This window comes from Thermus sp. (assembly GCF_056332225.1).
Window position 1 is genome coordinate 40,261 of record NZ_JBWGQW010000006.1, and the last position, 14,705, is coordinate 54,965.

Annotated in this window: 15 protein-coding genes and 1 pseudogene; 7 read left to right on the forward strand and 9 right to left on the reverse strand. The window is 67.7% G+C overall.

Going from position 1 to position 14,705, the window contains the following annotated elements:
- Positions 1-18 precede the first annotated feature (18 nt).
- Complete coding sequence (locus tag AC01Y6_RS02425) at positions 19-1,149, reverse strand: M24 family metallopeptidase (protein ID WP_476670068.1); 1,131 nt, start codon at positions 1,147-1,149, stop codon at positions 19-21.
- A gap of 71 nt (positions 1,150-1,220) precedes the next feature.
- Between AC01Y6_RS02425 and AC01Y6_RS02430 the strand changes: the two genes are divergently transcribed.
- From AC01Y6_RS02430 to AC01Y6_RS02445, 4 genes are all read left to right on the forward strand, one after another.
- Positions 1,221-1,601 (forward strand): HesB/IscA family protein, encoded by a 381-nt coding sequence (locus AC01Y6_RS02430; RefSeq protein WP_476670070.1) that lies wholly within the window; start codon positions 1,221-1,223, stop codon positions 1,599-1,601.
- A 124-nt stretch (positions 1,602-1,725) separates the two neighbouring features.
- A complete protein-coding gene (locus AC01Y6_RS02435; protein ID WP_476670071.1) occupies positions 1,726-3,594 on the forward strand; it encodes a peptide ABC transporter substrate-binding protein in 1,869 nt (622 codons plus the stop codon).
- Positions 3,595-3,667: 73 nt separating this feature from the next.
- Entirely contained in the window at positions 3,668-4,678 is a 1,011-nt protein-coding gene (locus tag AC01Y6_RS02440) for an ABC transporter permease (RefSeq protein ID WP_347240603.1), read from the forward strand.
- A 9-nt stretch (positions 4,679-4,687) separates the two neighbouring features.
- A complete protein-coding gene (locus tag AC01Y6_RS02445) occupies positions 4,688-5,875 on the forward strand; it encodes an ABC transporter permease (RefSeq protein WP_428722272.1) in 1,188 nt (395 codons plus the stop codon).
- 17 nt (positions 5,876-5,892) lie between these two features.
- On the opposite strand, the gene truA is transcribed toward AC01Y6_RS02445, so the two are convergent.
- The 5 genes from truA to AC01Y6_RS02470 form a co-directional block, all read right to left on the reverse strand.
- Positions 5,893-6,654 (reverse strand): tRNA pseudouridine(38-40) synthase TruA, encoded by a 762-nt coding sequence (truA, locus tag AC01Y6_RS02450; protein WP_476670073.1) that lies wholly within the window; start codon positions 6,652-6,654, stop codon positions 5,893-5,895.
- A 9-nt stretch (positions 6,655-6,663) separates the two neighbouring features.
- On the reverse strand, positions 6,664-7,713 hold the full coding sequence (locus AC01Y6_RS02455) for an ABC transporter ATP-binding protein (protein ID WP_428722270.1): 1,050 nt from the start codon (positions 7,711-7,713) through the stop codon (positions 6,664-6,666).
- Positions 7,692-9,239, reverse strand: a complete 1,548-nt coding sequence (locus AC01Y6_RS02460) for an ABC transporter permease (protein WP_428720037.1) — start codon at positions 9,237-9,239, stop codon at positions 7,692-7,694. The genes AC01Y6_RS02455 and AC01Y6_RS02460 overlap by 22 nt, the downstream gene beginning before the upstream one ends.
- Positions 9,240-9,352: 113 nt before the next feature.
- The gene (locus AC01Y6_RS02465; RefSeq protein ID WP_428715812.1) at positions 9,353-10,336 is read right to left on the reverse strand and encodes an iron ABC transporter substrate-binding protein; all 984 of its coding nucleotides are present in this window, start codon (positions 10,334-10,336) and stop codon (positions 9,353-9,355) included.
- A gap of 70 nt (positions 10,337-10,406) precedes the next feature.
- Positions 10,407-11,183: a metalloenzyme gene (locus tag AC01Y6_RS02470; protein ID WP_347241405.1), complete on the reverse strand. Its 777-nt coding sequence runs from the start codon at positions 11,181-11,183 to the stop codon at positions 10,407-10,409.
- A 76-nt stretch (positions 11,184-11,259) separates the two neighbouring features.
- On the opposite strand from AC01Y6_RS02470, the gene AC01Y6_RS02475 reads away from it, so the two are divergent.
- Complete coding sequence (locus AC01Y6_RS02475) at positions 11,260-11,691, forward strand: OsmC family protein (protein WP_476670076.1); 432 nt, start codon at positions 11,260-11,262, stop codon at positions 11,689-11,691.
- A gap of 98 nt (positions 11,692-11,789) precedes the next feature.
- Here the strand turns inward: AC01Y6_RS02475 and AC01Y6_RS02480 are convergent, their stop codons facing one another.
- From AC01Y6_RS02480 to AC01Y6_RS02490, 3 genes are read right to left on the reverse strand one after another with little or no spacing between them, the layout of a single operon-like run.
- A complete protein-coding gene (locus AC01Y6_RS02480) occupies positions 11,790-12,545 on the reverse strand; it encodes a zinc ribbon domain-containing protein (protein WP_476670078.1) in 756 nt (251 codons plus the stop codon).
- Positions 12,533-13,156: an MBL fold metallo-hydrolase gene (locus AC01Y6_RS02485; protein WP_476670079.1), complete on the reverse strand. Its 624-nt coding sequence runs from the start codon at positions 13,154-13,156 to the stop codon at positions 12,533-12,535. Before AC01Y6_RS02485 ends, AC01Y6_RS02480 begins: the two co-directional genes overlap by 13 nt.
- A complete protein-coding gene (locus tag AC01Y6_RS02490) occupies positions 13,153-13,845 on the reverse strand; it encodes a sulfurtransferase (RefSeq protein WP_476670080.1) in 693 nt (230 codons plus the stop codon). The genes AC01Y6_RS02485 and AC01Y6_RS02490 overlap by 4 nt, the downstream gene beginning before the upstream one ends.
- A 99-nt stretch (positions 13,846-13,944) precedes the next feature.
- On the opposite strand from AC01Y6_RS02490, the gene AC01Y6_RS02495 reads away from it, so the two are divergent.
- Entirely contained in the window at positions 13,945-14,412 is a 468-nt protein-coding gene (locus AC01Y6_RS02495; protein ID WP_347241411.1) for an Hsp20/alpha crystallin family protein, read from the forward strand.
- A 172-nt stretch (positions 14,413-14,584) separates the two neighbouring features.
- A pseudogene (locus tag AC01Y6_RS02500) lies at positions 14,585-14,705 on the forward strand (transposase); the annotation flags it as partial.

The window sequence follows — 14,705 nt, forward strand, 5'->3', positions numbered from 1 at the left end:
CCCAAGATACCACGCCCTCTAAAGGGGGGTGAGTTCCCTTTGCAAGGGGGTGGTGACCTCGGGACCCGTGGGGTGGAGGTAGACGTCCACCTCGGTGCGCACGCCGAAACCCTCCAGGTACACCCCGGGCTCCACGGTGAAGGCCAGGCCCGCCACCAGGGGGCGGAAATCGTGGGTCTCCAGGTCGTCCAGGTGGGGCCCAGAGCCGTGGACCTCCTCCCCCAGGTTGTGCCCGGTGCGGTGGCGGATGTAGGGGCCATAGCCTTCCTCCTCCAGGAGCTCGCGCGCTACCTGGTCCACCTCAAAACCCTTGGGGCGGCGCCCCTCGCGGTAGGCCTCGGCCACGAAGGCGATAGCCGCATCCCTGGCCCGGGCCACCGCTTGGAAGGCCCGGTGGGCGGCCTCCGGGGCCCTTAGCCCCGCCATCCAGGTGAGGTCGGCGTAGACCCCTCCCGGCTCCTTGGCCCAGAGGTCCAGAAGCGCCACCTCCCCCTCCTCCAGGGGCTTCTCCGTGGGCACGTGGTGGGGGTTGGCGCTGTGCCGCCCGAAGGCCACCATGGGGGGGTGGTCAAAGACGAGGCCCCGCCTGGCCAGGACCTCCGCCATCCTGGCCTGCACCTCCCGCTCCGTAGCCCTGGGGTTTTCCCGGAGGAGGGCGAGGGCCGCGTCCCGGGCCTCCACCAGGCCCTGGGCGGCCCGCCGGTGGCTTTGGAGCTTGGCCCCCTCCCAGACCTGGAAGGGGAGGAGGAGGGGCCAAGAGGAGAGGAGCTCGAGGCCCATTCCCCGGAGTAGGTCCAGGGTGCCCCCGTCCACCCGGGAGAGGTAGGGGACCTGCCCTCCGGGGACGTACTCCAGGGCGAGGCGCCTTATTCCCGAAAGGGCCTCCTCCAGCCCTTCCACGAAGCCCCGCCAGGTGTGGTAGGTCCGAAGCCTCCCCGGCAAGGCGGGGAAGAGGCTTTCCTCAATGGCGTGGCAGAGGAGGGTGGGCTCCCCTTCCCTCGGGATGAGGTAGGCGAAGCGGCGGGTGAGGTGGAGGTGGGTGAGGCCCAGGACCTCGAGGGCCAGGGGGTTACTCCTTCCGAAGGAGAAGAGGAGCCAGCCCTCGAGGCCCTCCGCCTTCAGGGCTTCCTGTACCTTGACCACGTCCATGGCTTCCATGCTAACCCGGTTCACCTTCTCCTACCCGTGCCGTGTTAGGCTTAGGGGTAATGAGGTTCGGCATGGTGGAAACCCAAGAGGCGGTCATCCGCATCACCCCCCTGGCGGCGGAAAAGGCCCGGGAGATCCTCTCCCGCTACGGCAAGGAGGGCGCGGCCATCCGCCTCTACATCAAGTCCGGCGGGTGCTCTGGCTTCCAGTACGGCATGGCCGTGGACGAAAGGGAGCTTCCGGGGGACACCTTCGTGGAGATGCACGGGGTGCGCCTGGTGGTGGACCCTAGGTACCTGCCCTACCTGGTGGGCTCGGAGATTGACTGGGTGGACAGCCTCATGGGGGGCGGGTTCACCGTGAATAACCCCAACGCCGCCAGCACCTGTGGCTGCGGCCACTCCTTCCGCACCAAGGACCAGGAGGGGGAGGCCCGCACCTGCGGCCACTAGGGGACCTTGCCCGCGGGGAAGGGGCCTGGCTTCAGGCCCCTTTAGCTTTGGGCCGTGTTGACCTTCACCCTGGGGGTCGTATAATAACCTCGGCCACTAGGATAGTGCCACGAAAGGAGGCGGTATGAGGAAGGTAGGCAAGCTGGCCGTGCTCGGTATAACCGCTCTGGGCCTGGCCCTGGCGGGGCCCCAGGACAACAGCCTGGTCGTCGGGGCCTCCCAGGAGCCCAGGGTCTTGGCGGGGGACTTCCTGAGCGTCATCTCCAACCAGGCCATCAAGTCGGAGATTGAGCAGTACCTCTTCGCCCCCCTCATCGGCTTCAACGCCAACAGCGAGAACTTCCCCGTGCTGGTCACCGAGGTGCCCACCCTGCAGAACGGGCGCCTCCGGGTCACGGACATCGGCGGGGGCAAGAAGCGCCTGGAGATGGACCTCACCCTCCGCCAAGACGCCAAGTGGTCCGACGGCAAGCCCATCACCACCGAGGACGTGCAGTTCTACTTTGAGGTGGGGAAGGCCAAGGGCATGCCTGTGCTGAACCCGGACTACTGGGAGCGGGTGAACCTCAAGGTGAAGGACGCCCGCAACTTCACCGTGATCTTTGAGCCCGCCTACTACTACGACACCTACGGCTCTCCCATCGGCTACGCCCCCAAGCACATCATGGGGCCCGAGTGGGAGAAGGTGAAGGCGGCGGCCAAGGGCCTGGACCCCGACAAGGACGCGGAGAAGCTCAACGAGCTTTACCGCAACTTCTTCCTCAAGTTCGCCACCCCCGCCAACCTCAACAAGGGGGCCATGGTCTACTCCGGGCCCTTCAAGCTCAAGCGCTGGGTGCCGGGGAACTCCATCGAGATGGAGCGGAACCCCAACTTCCCCATCAAGCCCGAGGGCGGGGAGAGCAAGTACGTGCAGAAGGTGGTCTACCGCTTCATCCAGAACACCAACTCCCTGCTGGTGGCGGTGATCGGCGGGGGGATTGACGCCACCTCCAGCGTCTCCCTCACCTTTGACCAGGCCCGCTCCAGGCAGCTTACCTCCCGCGCCCCCGGCCGCTTCGATATCTGGTTCGTTCCCGGGGCCATCTGGGAGCACATCGACATCAACAAGTTTGAGAACTGCCAGGTGGTCAAGGACCTCGGCCTCAACGACAAGCGCACCCGGCAGGCCCTCCTCCACGCCCTGAACCGCGAGGGCTTGGTGAAGGCCTTCTTTGACGGCCTCCAGCCCGTGGCCCACACCTGGATCGCCCCCGTCAACCCCCTCTTCAACCCCAACGTGAAGAAGTACGAGTTTGACCTGAAGAAGGCCGAGGCCCTCCTGGCGGAGATGGGCTGGAAAAAGGGGCCCGATGGCATCCTCCAGCGCACCGTGGGCGGCCGCACCGTGCGCTTTGAGATCGAGTACGTCACCACCGCGGGCAACGCCATCCGCGAGCGCACCCAGCAGTTCTTCGCCGAGGACCTGAAGAAGATCGGCATCGCCGTCAAGATCAACAACGCCCCCTCCGCCGTGGTCTTCTCTGACGATTACATCCAGCGGGCCAGCGAGTGCAAGTGGACGGGGATGTTTGAGTTCGCCTGGGTGTCTAACCTGGCGGAGGACGGCTCCTTCTTCCAGTACAAGAACCTGAACACCGGCACCATCCAGGTCCCCACCAAGGAGAACAACTACCAGGGCCAGAACATCGGCGGCTGGCGCAACGACGAGTTTGACCGCTTGACGAGCCAGGGGGTCCTGGAGTTTGACGAGGCCAAGCGGAAGCAGCTCTTCGCCCGCGCCCAGGAGATCTGGGCGGAGGAGCTCCCCGCCCTTCCCCTCTACTTCCGCGCCAACCCCTACGTGGTGCGGAAGGGCCTGGTGAACTACGTGGCCAGCGCCTACTCCGGCAGCTTCGGCTACCCCGGCTGGAACGCCTGGGAGATCGGCTGGGAGAGCCGCGGCGCCGTGAAGAAGTGGGACCAGGCGAAGTACTCCCTTTCCCTCAAGTAGCCCGGGTGGTATAGTGGGGCCCGCTGGGGTTTTCCCAGCGGGCTTTTTAGTGCCATAAACGGGAGGTACAAGGGTGTTCGCTTACACGGTGCGCAGGCTTTTGCAGATGGTCCCCCTGCTCCTTGCGGCCAGCGTGGTCATCTACGCCCTCCTGGCCCTGCAGCCGGGGGACCCTTTGGAGGAGCTCAAGCGGCAGAACCCCCGCATAACCGCCGAGCAGTTTGAGGCCCTGAAGCGGGCCTACGGCCTGGACCAGCCCCTTTACATCCGCTACTTCAAGTGGCTCAACCGGGCCCTCCACGGCGACCTGGGCTACAGCCGCACCTACGGGATCCCGGCGGCGGAGTACATCTTCGCCCAGCGCCTGCCCAAGACCCTTCTCCTCTCGGGGCTCGCCCTCACCCTGGCCCTCGTGGTGGCCATTCCGGTGGGGGTCTTCTCGGCGGTGCGCCAGTACTCCCTGGCGGACTACGTCATCACCTTCCTCTCCTTCGTGGGCTTCTCCATGCCCGTCTTTTTCCTGGGCATCCTCCTTCTTTACCTCTTCGCCATCTGGCTTCCCGACCACGTCCCGGGCTTCCCCCGCTTCCCCACCGGGGGGGTGCCGGGGGTGCTTTGGGAGGACGTGCGCTCCGGGGCGGTGAGCCTCTGGGAGTTCTTGGGCCAGTGGGCCTGGCACCTGGTCCTTCCCGTCCTCACCCTGGCCTCCCTGCAGATGGCCGAGTGGACCCGGTTCATGCGGGCCTCTCTCCTGGAGGTGCTTTCCCAGGACTACATCCGCACCGCCCGGGCCAAGGGGCTTTCGGAGCGGGTGGTCCTCTACAAGCACGCCCTCAGGAACGCCCTCATCCCCATCGTGACCCTGGTGGGCCTGGCCATCCCCGGGGTTTTGGGCGGGGCCACCATCACCGAGACCATCTTCAGCTACCCGGGGATGGGGCGGGCCATCTTTGACGCCTTGGTGGAGAAGGACTACAACGTGGCCATGGCGGCCTTGGCTTTCCTCGCCCTCATGACGGCCCTCTTCAACCTCCTGGCGGACCTGGCCTACGCGGTGGTGGACCCCCGCATCCGCTACAGCTAGAGGTGAACCATGGCGACCGCAACCGCTTCCGCCAAACCCCGCACCTTTTTTAGCCTCTTTTGGCGCCGCCTGAGGCGGCACCGCATGGCCATGGCGGGCCTGGTGGTCATCGTCCTCCTCATCCTCATGGCCATCTTCGCCCCCTGGCTCGCGCCCTACGACCCCACGGCCCAGCCCACGGGGGAGGACGTGGGCCAGTACTACTTCAACCCGCCCTCGAGGGAGCACCTCCTGGGCACGGACGACCTGGGGCGGGACGTGCTTTCCCGCATCATCTATGGCTCCCGCATCTCCTTGCTGGTGGGCTTCGCCGTGGCCTTTTCCAGCGTCTTCCTGGGGACCCTCATGGGCACCCTGGCGGGGTACTTCTCCGGTAGGCCCCTCCGCTTTTACCTGGGCCCCTTGCGCCGGGAAAGGGACGGGTTCTATCCCTGGACCTTCGCCCTTTGGCGGGTCCTTTCCTGGTTCCTCTACTACGGGATCCTCTATCTGGCCCTTACCATCGCCTGGGCCTTGGCCAAGGACGGCCTGCAGGCCGGGAACCCGGGAAGCTACCTGGGTTTCGGCCTCACCCTGGCCCTGGTGCTCTACGCCGCCTGGTACGGCCTCAAGGGGGAAATCCGCCTGGACCTGGACGTGGCCATCAGCCGCCTCATCGACTTCATGCTCACCATCCCCACCCTGCCCCTCCTTCTCGTCCTCTCGGCCCTCCTCCGCGACCCCGGGGTGAAGGTGGGGCAGTGGGCGCAAAGCGTCTTCGGCGATGCCGCCAGCGTCTTCATCATCATCCTCATCCTGGTCCTCTTCGGCTGGCTGGGCACCGCGCGGCTCGTGCGGGGGAACATCCTCTCCCTCAGGGAGCAGGACTACGTGACCGCCGCCCAGGCCCTGGGGGCCTCGGACCTCCGCATCATGTTCCGCCACCTGGTGCCCAACACCCTGGCCCCCCTCATCGTCCAGGCCACCCTGCAGATCGGCGGGGCCATCTTGGTGGAAGCGGCCCTCTCCTTCCTGGGCTTCGGCATCCAGCCCCCGGTGGCCACCTGGGGCAACATGCTGACGAACGCCCAGGAGTACATCTTCACCGCCCCCTGGCTCGCCCTGCCGCCCGGGTTCATGATCTTCATCACGGTGCTGGCCTTCAACTACCTGGGAGACGGCCTCCGGGACGCCCTGGACCCGAGGAGCAGGCTCTAAATGCTGGCCCCCGGTGTTTAGGGCCTGAGCTTTTCCTCGGGGTAGGCGGCCTCCAGGAAATAAAGGCCGTGGGCCGGGGCGGTGGGGCCCGCTAGGCGCCGGTCCCCGCTTCCCAGGATGGCCCGAAGGCTTTCCGGGGGCCGCTTGCCGAGCCCCACCTCCAGGAGGGTGCCCACCATGCCCCGGACCTGGCCCCGGAGGAAGCTTCGCCCCTTGAAGTAAAAGCGCACCTCGAGGCCGCCCTCTCCCTCCGCCGCCTCCACCCTGGCCTCGAGGAGCTCCCGCACCCCCTCCCGGGTCTCCTCCTTGGCGAAGCCCAGGAAGTTGTGCCGGCCCAAAAGGAAGGGTAGGGCCTCCCGTATGGCCGAGAGGTCCAGGGGGTGCTTAAGCCAAAGCGCCCGGTGGCGGAGGAGGGGAGAGGGGTGGGGCCTCACGAGGACCCGGTAGCGGTAGGCCCGCCAGAGGGCGTCCCTCCTTGCGTGGAGGTCCCGGGCCACCTCCAAGGCCCCCACCACCTTGAGGTCCTCGGGGAGGAGGCGGTTCAGGGCCTCGGGCACCCTTTCCACGGGGATCCTGCCCTCCACGTCCACGTGGAAGGGCATGGCCAGGGCGTGCACCCCGGCGTCGGTGCGCCCGGCGGCCACGGCCTTGGGGAGGGCGCCAACCCTGGGCAGGACCCTTTCCAGCTCCCCCTGCACGGTGCGCAGGCCCTCCCTTTGCCGCTGGAGCCCGGCGAAGTGGGTGCCGTCGTACTCGCAAAGAAGGAGGAGTCGGCGCACGGGCCCAGCTTAATCCGCGCCCACCGGGGTTTTGGAGGGGTGGGCCTCGAGGGCCACCCCCTCCCCCACCACCCTAAGCCCCACCCGGTCCCCCACCCGGTAGGGCGCTCCGGGGCTCTCCTGCACCAGGATCTCCCGCTCCGCGGGGCCTAGGAGGCGCACCCGGTAGGTGAGGTCGTGCCCCTTGAACTCCCGGGCCACCACCTCCCCCACGGGGCCCTCTTCCGGCGGAGCGAGCTTAAGGGCCTCCGGGCGCAGGGAGAGGAGAAGGGGCCCGAAGGCGGGCTCGGCCAGGGGCACGGGGCCCAGGCAGGTCTCCGCCCAGCGCCCCTTCCCCTCCCCGGGAAGGAGGTTGGTGCGGCCCAGGAACTGGGCCACGAAGGGGGTTCTGGGCCGGAGGTAGACCTCCTCCGGGGTGCCCACCTGGAGGATCTCTCCCCCCCGCATCACCCCCAGGCGGTCGGCGAAGGAGAGGGCTTCCTCCTGGTCGTGGGTGACCAGGAGGGCGGTGGTGCCCGTCTCCTTCAGCACCTTGCGCACCTCTTCCCGGGTGGCGGCCCGAAGCCCGGCGTCCAGGCTGGAAAAGGGTTCGTCCAGAAGCACCAGCTTGGGCCCCGGGGCCAGGGCCCGGGCCAGGGCCACCCTCTGCTGCTGCCCGCCGGAAAGCTCGTGGGGCTTGCGGTGCTGGAAGAGGGTCATGCCCACCCGCTCCAGGGCCTTCTGCGCCAAGAGGAGGCGGTCCTTGCCCTTCAGGCCAAAGGCCACGTTGCCGAGGGCGGTGAGGTGGGGGAAGAGGGCGTAGTCCTGGAAGACGAAGCCGATGCCCCTCCTCTCGGGGGGAAGAGGGGTCACGTCCCGGCCCTGGAGGAGGACCCGGCCGGCGTCCGGGGCCTCCAGCCCGGCGACGACCCGCAGAAGGGTGGTCTTGCCACAGCCCGAGGGGCCGAGGAGGGCCAGGATCTCCCCGGGGTAGACCAGGAGGTCTACCCCCTTCAGCACCTCGTGCCCGCCGAAGCGCTTCCTTATCCCCTGGAGTTCTAGAAGCGGCGCTCGCTCCAAAGCAACACCCCCACGAAGGCCGCCGAAAGGAGGGCGATGAGGAGGGCGAAGGGGGCGGCCTCGGCGAACATGGCTTCCTGAGTGTAGCTGAAAACCCGGGTGGAAAGGGTGCTGTAGCCCATGGGGGCCAGGAGGAGGGTGATGGGCAGCTCCTTCACCGCCCCCATGAAGGCCAGGGCGCCTCCCGCCGCCACCCCCCGCCAGAGGAGGGGAAAGGTGACGCGGAAGAAGGCCCGGGTGGGCGTCTCCCCCAGGCTCCTCGCCGCCTCCTCCAGCCTCCTCGGCACCTGGCGCAGGGCGCTCTGGATGGGGCCCAGGGTCTCCGCCAGGAGGTGGAAGGCCAGCACCAGGACCAGAAGGGCTAGGCTTCCATAGAGGAAAGGAAGGCTCCTCAGGCTGAAGAAGATCCAGGCCAGGGCGAAGGCCAAAGGAGGGATGGCGTAGCCCAGGTAGGCCAGGCGCTCCAAGAGGGAGGAGGCGAAGGAGGGGTAGCGCACCACGAGGTAGGCCAGGGGCAAGGCCATCCCCACGGCGAGGAGGGCGGCGGGAAAGGCGGCCAGGGCGGAGTGGAAGAGGGCCTCGTAAAGGCCCTGCAAGCTTTCCCTGGGAAAGCGGCTCGCCAGGTGGAAGAGGGCGTAGAAGGGGAGGGCCAAGGCCAGGAAGACCGGTGTCAGGGCCCAAAGGTAGGCCAAGGGGGCCCAGGGTCCAAGGCGCACGGGCCGGGCCTTCCGGCTCGAGCCCTTGCCCGTGCGGGCCAGGGCGAGGCGGCGGAGGAAGAGGCCCTGCAAAAGGAGAAGCCCCCCGGTGAGGAGGAGGAGGAAGAGGGCGAGCCAGGCGGCGTACACCCGGTCAAAGGCGGCGTTGTACTGCAGGTAGATGGCGTAGGAGAAGGTCTCGTAGCGGAGAAGGCTCACCGTGCCGAACTCCCCCAGGACGTGGAGCCCCACCAGGAGGTAGCCGGAAAGGAGGGCGGGGAGGAGTTGGGGAAAGGCCACCTTGAAGAAGGCCGGTAGGGGCTTCTGGCCCAGGGTCCGGGCCGCTTCCTCCAAGGAGGGGTCCAGGCCCAGGAAGGCGGCCCGCAGGGAGAGGAAGAGGTAGGGGTAGGTGATGAAGGAGAGGACCAGCAAGGCCCCCCAGTACCCCTCGAGCCGGGGGAGGGGCAGCACCCCCCCAGGCCCCGTGGCCGAGAGGAGCACGAAGGCCCCCACGTAGCCGGGGACGGCCAGGGGCAAGGAGAGGAGGAGGGCCAGGAGGCGCTTGCCCTTGAGGTCCGTGCGGGTGGTGAGGAAGGCCAGGGGCAGGGCGAGGAGGGTGGTGAGGAGGAGGACCCCGAGGAGGAGGGCCAGGGTGTTCCGAAGAAGCTCCAGGTTCTTGGGCCTGAGGAGGATCTCCCGGAGGGCCAAGGGGTCGGCCTCGAGGGCCCTTAGGACGAGGTAAAGGAGGGGCAGGGCCACCCCACCCCCCGTGAGGAGGGCGGGGAGGAGGAAGGGCAAAAGCCCGGGGAGGTGGGGAAGCTTAAGGGTCATTACGCCTCATACCCTATTTGGCGTGAATCCTTCGCCTAAGCCAAGGCCATAAGGCCTCTAATGGGCCTCCTTTCCCGGGGCCCCATGCTGGCGCAAGCCAGCATGGGGTGGTATCAGAGGATGCCCAGCTCCCGGAGAAGCTTAAGGGCCTCCTCCAGGGGAAGCTTTTCAAAGTCCAGCCTGGGGCTCTTCTTGAGGGCCTCCTCCAGGGATAGAAGGTTGGGGTCCGCCACCACTCCCTTGACCAAGGGGTACTCCCCCACGTTGCCCAAAAAGTACTGCTGGGCCTTGGGAGAGAGGAGGTAGATGAGGAAACGGGTAGCGGCGGTGAGGTTCCGGCTCGTCTTCAGGATGCCCGCCCCCGTCACCAGGGCCAGGTTGCCCACGTCCCCGTCCTTGAAGTGGTGGAGGCCCAGGTTGTACCCCGCCCGGCGGAAGCGCACCACGTAGTAGTGGTTGGTGGAGCCCAGATCCACTTCCCCGGCGCGGATGGCGTCCAGCATGGCGGGGTTGGAGGGGTAGGCCTTGGGGGAGAGGGCCTTCATGGCGAGAAGCCACTCCCGGGCCTTGGCCTCCCCGTGGAGGGCGATGATCCCGGCCACCATGTCTTGGAAGCTGGAGTAGGTGGGGGTCCATCCCAGCCGAAGCCCCCTTTCCTGAACGAACCGGGGAAGGTCCAGGAGGCTTCCCGGAAGCTCCTCGGCCTTCACCTTCTGGGGGTTGTAGGCCAGGACTCGGAGCCGCACCGTCACCGGCACCCAGGACCTGGAGGCGGGCACAAAGGCCTGGGGCAGCTTGAGGACGCTGTCCCCGAGAGGCCTGAGAAGGCCCCGGGCCGAGGCCTGCCCCAGGGCCCCGGCGGTGTTGGCCCAGAAGACGTCCGCGGGGGAGCGGCTTCCCTCCTCCTGGAGGGCGGCGAGGATCTGGGCGTCGGTGCCGTAGCGGACCTGGACCCGGATACCGGTCTCCGCCTCAAACTGTTTGACCAAGGGTTCCACCAGGCTCTGTCCCCGTCCCGAGTAGATCGTGAGCGTGGGGCTTTGGGCGAGGGCGCCTAAGGCCGCGAAAGCCGCGAGGGTCAGAAGGTAGCGCTTCACCGTGGGTGCCTCCGTTCTCCTCGGGAGGGGCCCCTCCCGGGAAGGAGGGTACCCCGGGGTGGGGAAAATGTCAAGTATTCCGGTCGGATTTATTGGTTTTAGAAGCGATAATCGTTCGCAGCCAGGGAAATACGCCCGTGAGGTCCCTGGGCGGGGGCGGGGCCTCCCCGGTGTAGACCAGGGGGACCGGGTTGAGGGTGTGCCGGGGGTGCCAGGGCTCCTCGGCGTTGCCGTGGTCCGAGGCGAGGAGGAGGAGGCCGCCTTCGGCGAGGAAGCCCTGGAGGAAAAGGGTGAGCTCCCGGAAGCGGTCGGGGAGGCTTTCGGGGTGGCGGTGGGCGGCGAGGTCCAGGGCCCAGTACTCCAGGACCACGAGGTCAAAGCCCCGGGCCAGGGCCGCCGCCTTGGCCCCCGCCCCGTAGGGGTCCTCCCAGAAGCCGGGGGGAAGGGCCAGGGGGTGCCCCAGGGGAAGGAGGGGGAGGCCGGAAATCCTCGCCGCCTGGGCGAAGGCGGAAAGGAGGAGCCTTTTTCCCTCCGTGGCCCGCCTGAGGTACTCCGGGCGGTAGGCGTTGGCGTGGAGGACCTTCAGGCCCCTGCCCTTGGCCCAGGCGTAGAGGCTTTTCCTTAGGAGGGGCCTGAGCCTGGGGCTCGGGAAGGGGCCCTGGTGGTGGCCGAGGAGCTTGGCGGCGTTCTCCCCGGTGAGAAGGGCGGTCTGGCCCGTGCCCGACTGGGGCAGGCCCTCCACCCCCAAGGTGGCGTCCAGGGGATGGGGGGAAAGCTCCAGAAGAAGGGGGAAGAGGTCCGAAAGAGCCCCTCCCAGCCCCAGCCCGTCCACGAAGAGGAAGAGCACCCCCTTAGTGTAAAAGGTGGTGCCGTTTCCAACACCTTTGGGCAAGGCCGGGTATCCTGGGGGAGGAGGTGTCCTTATGCCGGTGAGGAAGGCCGAGGCCTTTTGGGAAGGGGGTTTGCGTTCGGGCAAGGGGGTTATGAGGCTGGGAAGCCAGGCCTTTGAGGGGCCCTATTCCTTCCCCTCACGCTTTGAGGAAGGCCCGGGCACCAACCCCGAGGAGCTCATCGCCGCGGCCCACGCGGGGTGCTTCTCCATGGCCCTGGCGGCCAGCCTGGAGCGGGAGGGCTTCCCGCCCAGGCGGGTTTTTACCGAGGCCAGGGTCCACCTGGAGATGGTGGAGGGCAAGGCTACCCTCACCCGGATTGAGCTCGTCACCGAGGCCGAGGTGCCGGGGATAATCCCGGAGAAGTTCCTGGAGATCGCTGAGGCGGCCAAGGCGGGCTGCCCCGTGTCCCGGGCGCTCGCGGGGGTAAAGGAGATCGCTCTTACGGCCCGCCTGGTGGGCTAAGCGCCCGCACCTTGGCTTTGCAACATGGGATGCCCGAGCTTGGTCTGTGGGAAAGCTCTTTTGGGGTCCCCACCGCGGCAAAAGCCGCGGTGGGGTACTTAGCCTTCCCCCTTCCACAGGAGGCGGCCGCAGGAGGGGCAGCGGGTGAGCTGCCCCTGGACCACTTTTTGCGCCACGTGGGTGGGCAGGACCACGTTGCACCCCTCGCAGCGGAAGACCTGGCCCTGGCGGAGTATGCGCACGATGCCGGTGCCCTTGCGGGCCCGGCGTATGGCCTCGTACTCCTTGAGCACGGAGGCGGGGATGCCCTGGGCCATGGCCTCCCGCTCCTCCCTGAGCTTTTGGATCTCCACCTCCAGGGCCTCCACCCTCAGGGCGTTTTCCTGGAGGAGGGCCTCGAGGCGGGGGCGGAGGCCGGCGAGACCCTCCTCTACCCGGGCGATCTGGGCCTCCACCTCCTCCATGGCCTCCATGATGGGGGTGGAGAGCTCCAGGAGCTCCTTGATGCGGTCCTTGATCTGCTGGATGCGGTTTTCGTACTGGGTCTGCTCCCGGGCGCTTTGGGCCTGTCGCTGCTCCGCCTCCGCCTGCTTCTCCTTGGCGGTGAGATCTTCTATGTCCAGGCTGTGCCGGGTGTAGGCCTTGCGCAGCTCCGCCTGGCGCTCCAAGAGGTCGCCCAGTTCCCGCTCCAGGGCCTCCACCTGGGCCTTCACCGCCAGGAGTTCCTCCGGGAGGCTTTCCGCCTCCTTCTTTAGCCGATCTATTTCCAGATCCTTTTCCTGAAGGGCGTAAAGGGCCTTCAGCGCCTCCAGCTGTCCCCGTTGAGGAGCGTCCGCCCCGTTCACGTTTCCCATTCTAACCCGGTGAGGAAGGGGTTCGTCCGGGCCTCGAGGCCCAAGCTCGTTCCGGGCCCGTGCCCGGGGTGGACCCGGGTTTTTGGGGGAAGGGCGAGGAGGCGCTTGAGGGACCGGAAGAGGGCCTGGGGGTCCGCTCCCGGCAGGTCGTAGCGGCCGATGCTCCCCCGGAAGAGGAGGTCCCCGGAGAAGACCTGGGCCCCTTCGGGGTCGTGGAAGGCCACGTGCCCCGGGCTGTGGCCGGGGAGGTGGAGGACATGGAACCCGAAAAGCCTCGCCCCCTCTTCCAAAGGCCTCACGGGGAGGGGGGGCTTGGGGATGGTGAAGCCCCAGGCCCGGGCGGCGAGGTCCGCCCCTTCGTAGAGGGGGAGGTCCAAGGGGTGGAGGTAGACGGGGAGGTCCAGGGCCTCCACCAGGGGGGCCACGGCCCCCACGTGGTCAAAGTGGGCGTGGGTGAGGAGGATGGCCCGGGGGGTGAGGCCGGTTTCTCGGAAGAGGGCGAAGAGCTTTTCCGGCTCGTCCCCGGGGTCAATGAGGACCGGGCCCTCTCTCGTCTCCACCAGGTAGGCGTTTTCCTGCAGGGGACCTAAGGCGACGGGAAAGACCCTCATGGCTCGGTGGGCAGGCCCTCCTGGAGCCACTCGTGCATGGAGCCCAGGTAGTTCCGGGCCCGGACCCCGAGGTTCCGGAGAACGAAGAAGGCCACGGCGCTCCGGGCCCTGGAGTGGCAGTAGACCCCCACTTCCTGGCCCGGCTCCAGGCCAAGCCGCTCCAGAACCTCCTCCGGGCTCAGGAAAAGCTCCAAGGGGGCGTTCCGGCTTCCCGGGATGCGACCCCCCCGGGGGCAGCAGGGGGGGTGGACCTTGCCCTGGAACTCCTCAGGGCTCCGCACGTCCAGGAGGAGGGGGTGGCGGGCGGCCTCGTCGGCGGTGAGGAGCCAGTCCCGCCGGAGCCTGGCCACCACCCCGGTGCGCTCGGGCCTGGGCTCCTCCTTCTCCGTGGCGTAGGGCTCCCAGCCCTCGGTCCAGAGGGTCACCTCCAGCCCCCCCAGGCCCAAAAAGAAGGCGGTGCGGCAGAGGCGGCTCGTGAGCCCTTCATCGTAAGGGACCGCGGGGCTTTTCAGGCCCAGGGTCTGGAAGAGCTCGGTGAGGCCCGCTTCCAGGGCCCTGAGCTCCGCTTCCTCCCGCAGGCGGAGCCGGGGGGCGGAGAGGTCCAGGTGGCGGGCTCCCGGGAGGTGCCCCGCCTCGTAAGCGGCCCGGGGGCGGGTGTCCACCAGGACGGCGTCCTTGGGCAGGTCCATAGGCCTGATTATAGGGGGCGCATGGGTAAGCCCAAAAGAGTAAGGGTACTTGACAAATATGCGCGCATGTGTTATTAGTGCATCTTGGAGGTGATGGGTATGGCTCTGGTGCGTAGGGACGCGCGCGCCACGGAGATCACGCCCTTCAGGACCTGGGGACCCCTCTCTCTCTTGGAGGAGGCCAACCGGCTCTTTGAGGAGGTGATGGGCGACTTCGCCCGGCCCTTGGCCACCGCCTACGTGGCCCCGGCGGACCTCTACGAGACCGACGAGGCCCTGGTCCTGGAGATGGCCATTCCCGGTCTTGCTCCCGAGGACCTGGAGGTGAGCCTCGAGGGCACCAAGCTCACCGTCCGGGGTCAGGTGAAGCCTCAGGAGGACGTGCGGGTGCGCCGCTACTACCTCCAGGAGATCCCCCACGGCTCCTTCGTGCGCACCTTCACCCTGCCCGTGGAGGTGAAGGCGGAGGAGGCCAAGGCGGAGTTCCGCCACGGGATCCTGAGGCTCACCCTGCCCAAGGTGGCCGAGGCCCGGGCCAAGCGGATCCCCATTGAGGTGGTCCAGTAGCCCTAGGCCCTGAGGAACCCCCTGGGGAAGCCCCAGGGGGTTTGCTGACGTTAGAGGCTGTCGTAAAAGGGTGGTATCCTTAAGGGGTGACTCTTAGAGCCCGCAAGGGCTACCTTGCCAGCCAGTCTGTGGTCACGAGCGGAGCTCGTACCTTGCAGACCACGGAAAAAGGGGGCCCCGAGGGAACGACGGGGCGAAAAAGGTCAAGGGGAGAAAGCGCCAGATTCTGACGGACACGGGGGGGCGTCTCCTGAAGGCCTTCGTGCACCCCGCCAACGAGCACGACAAGTGGG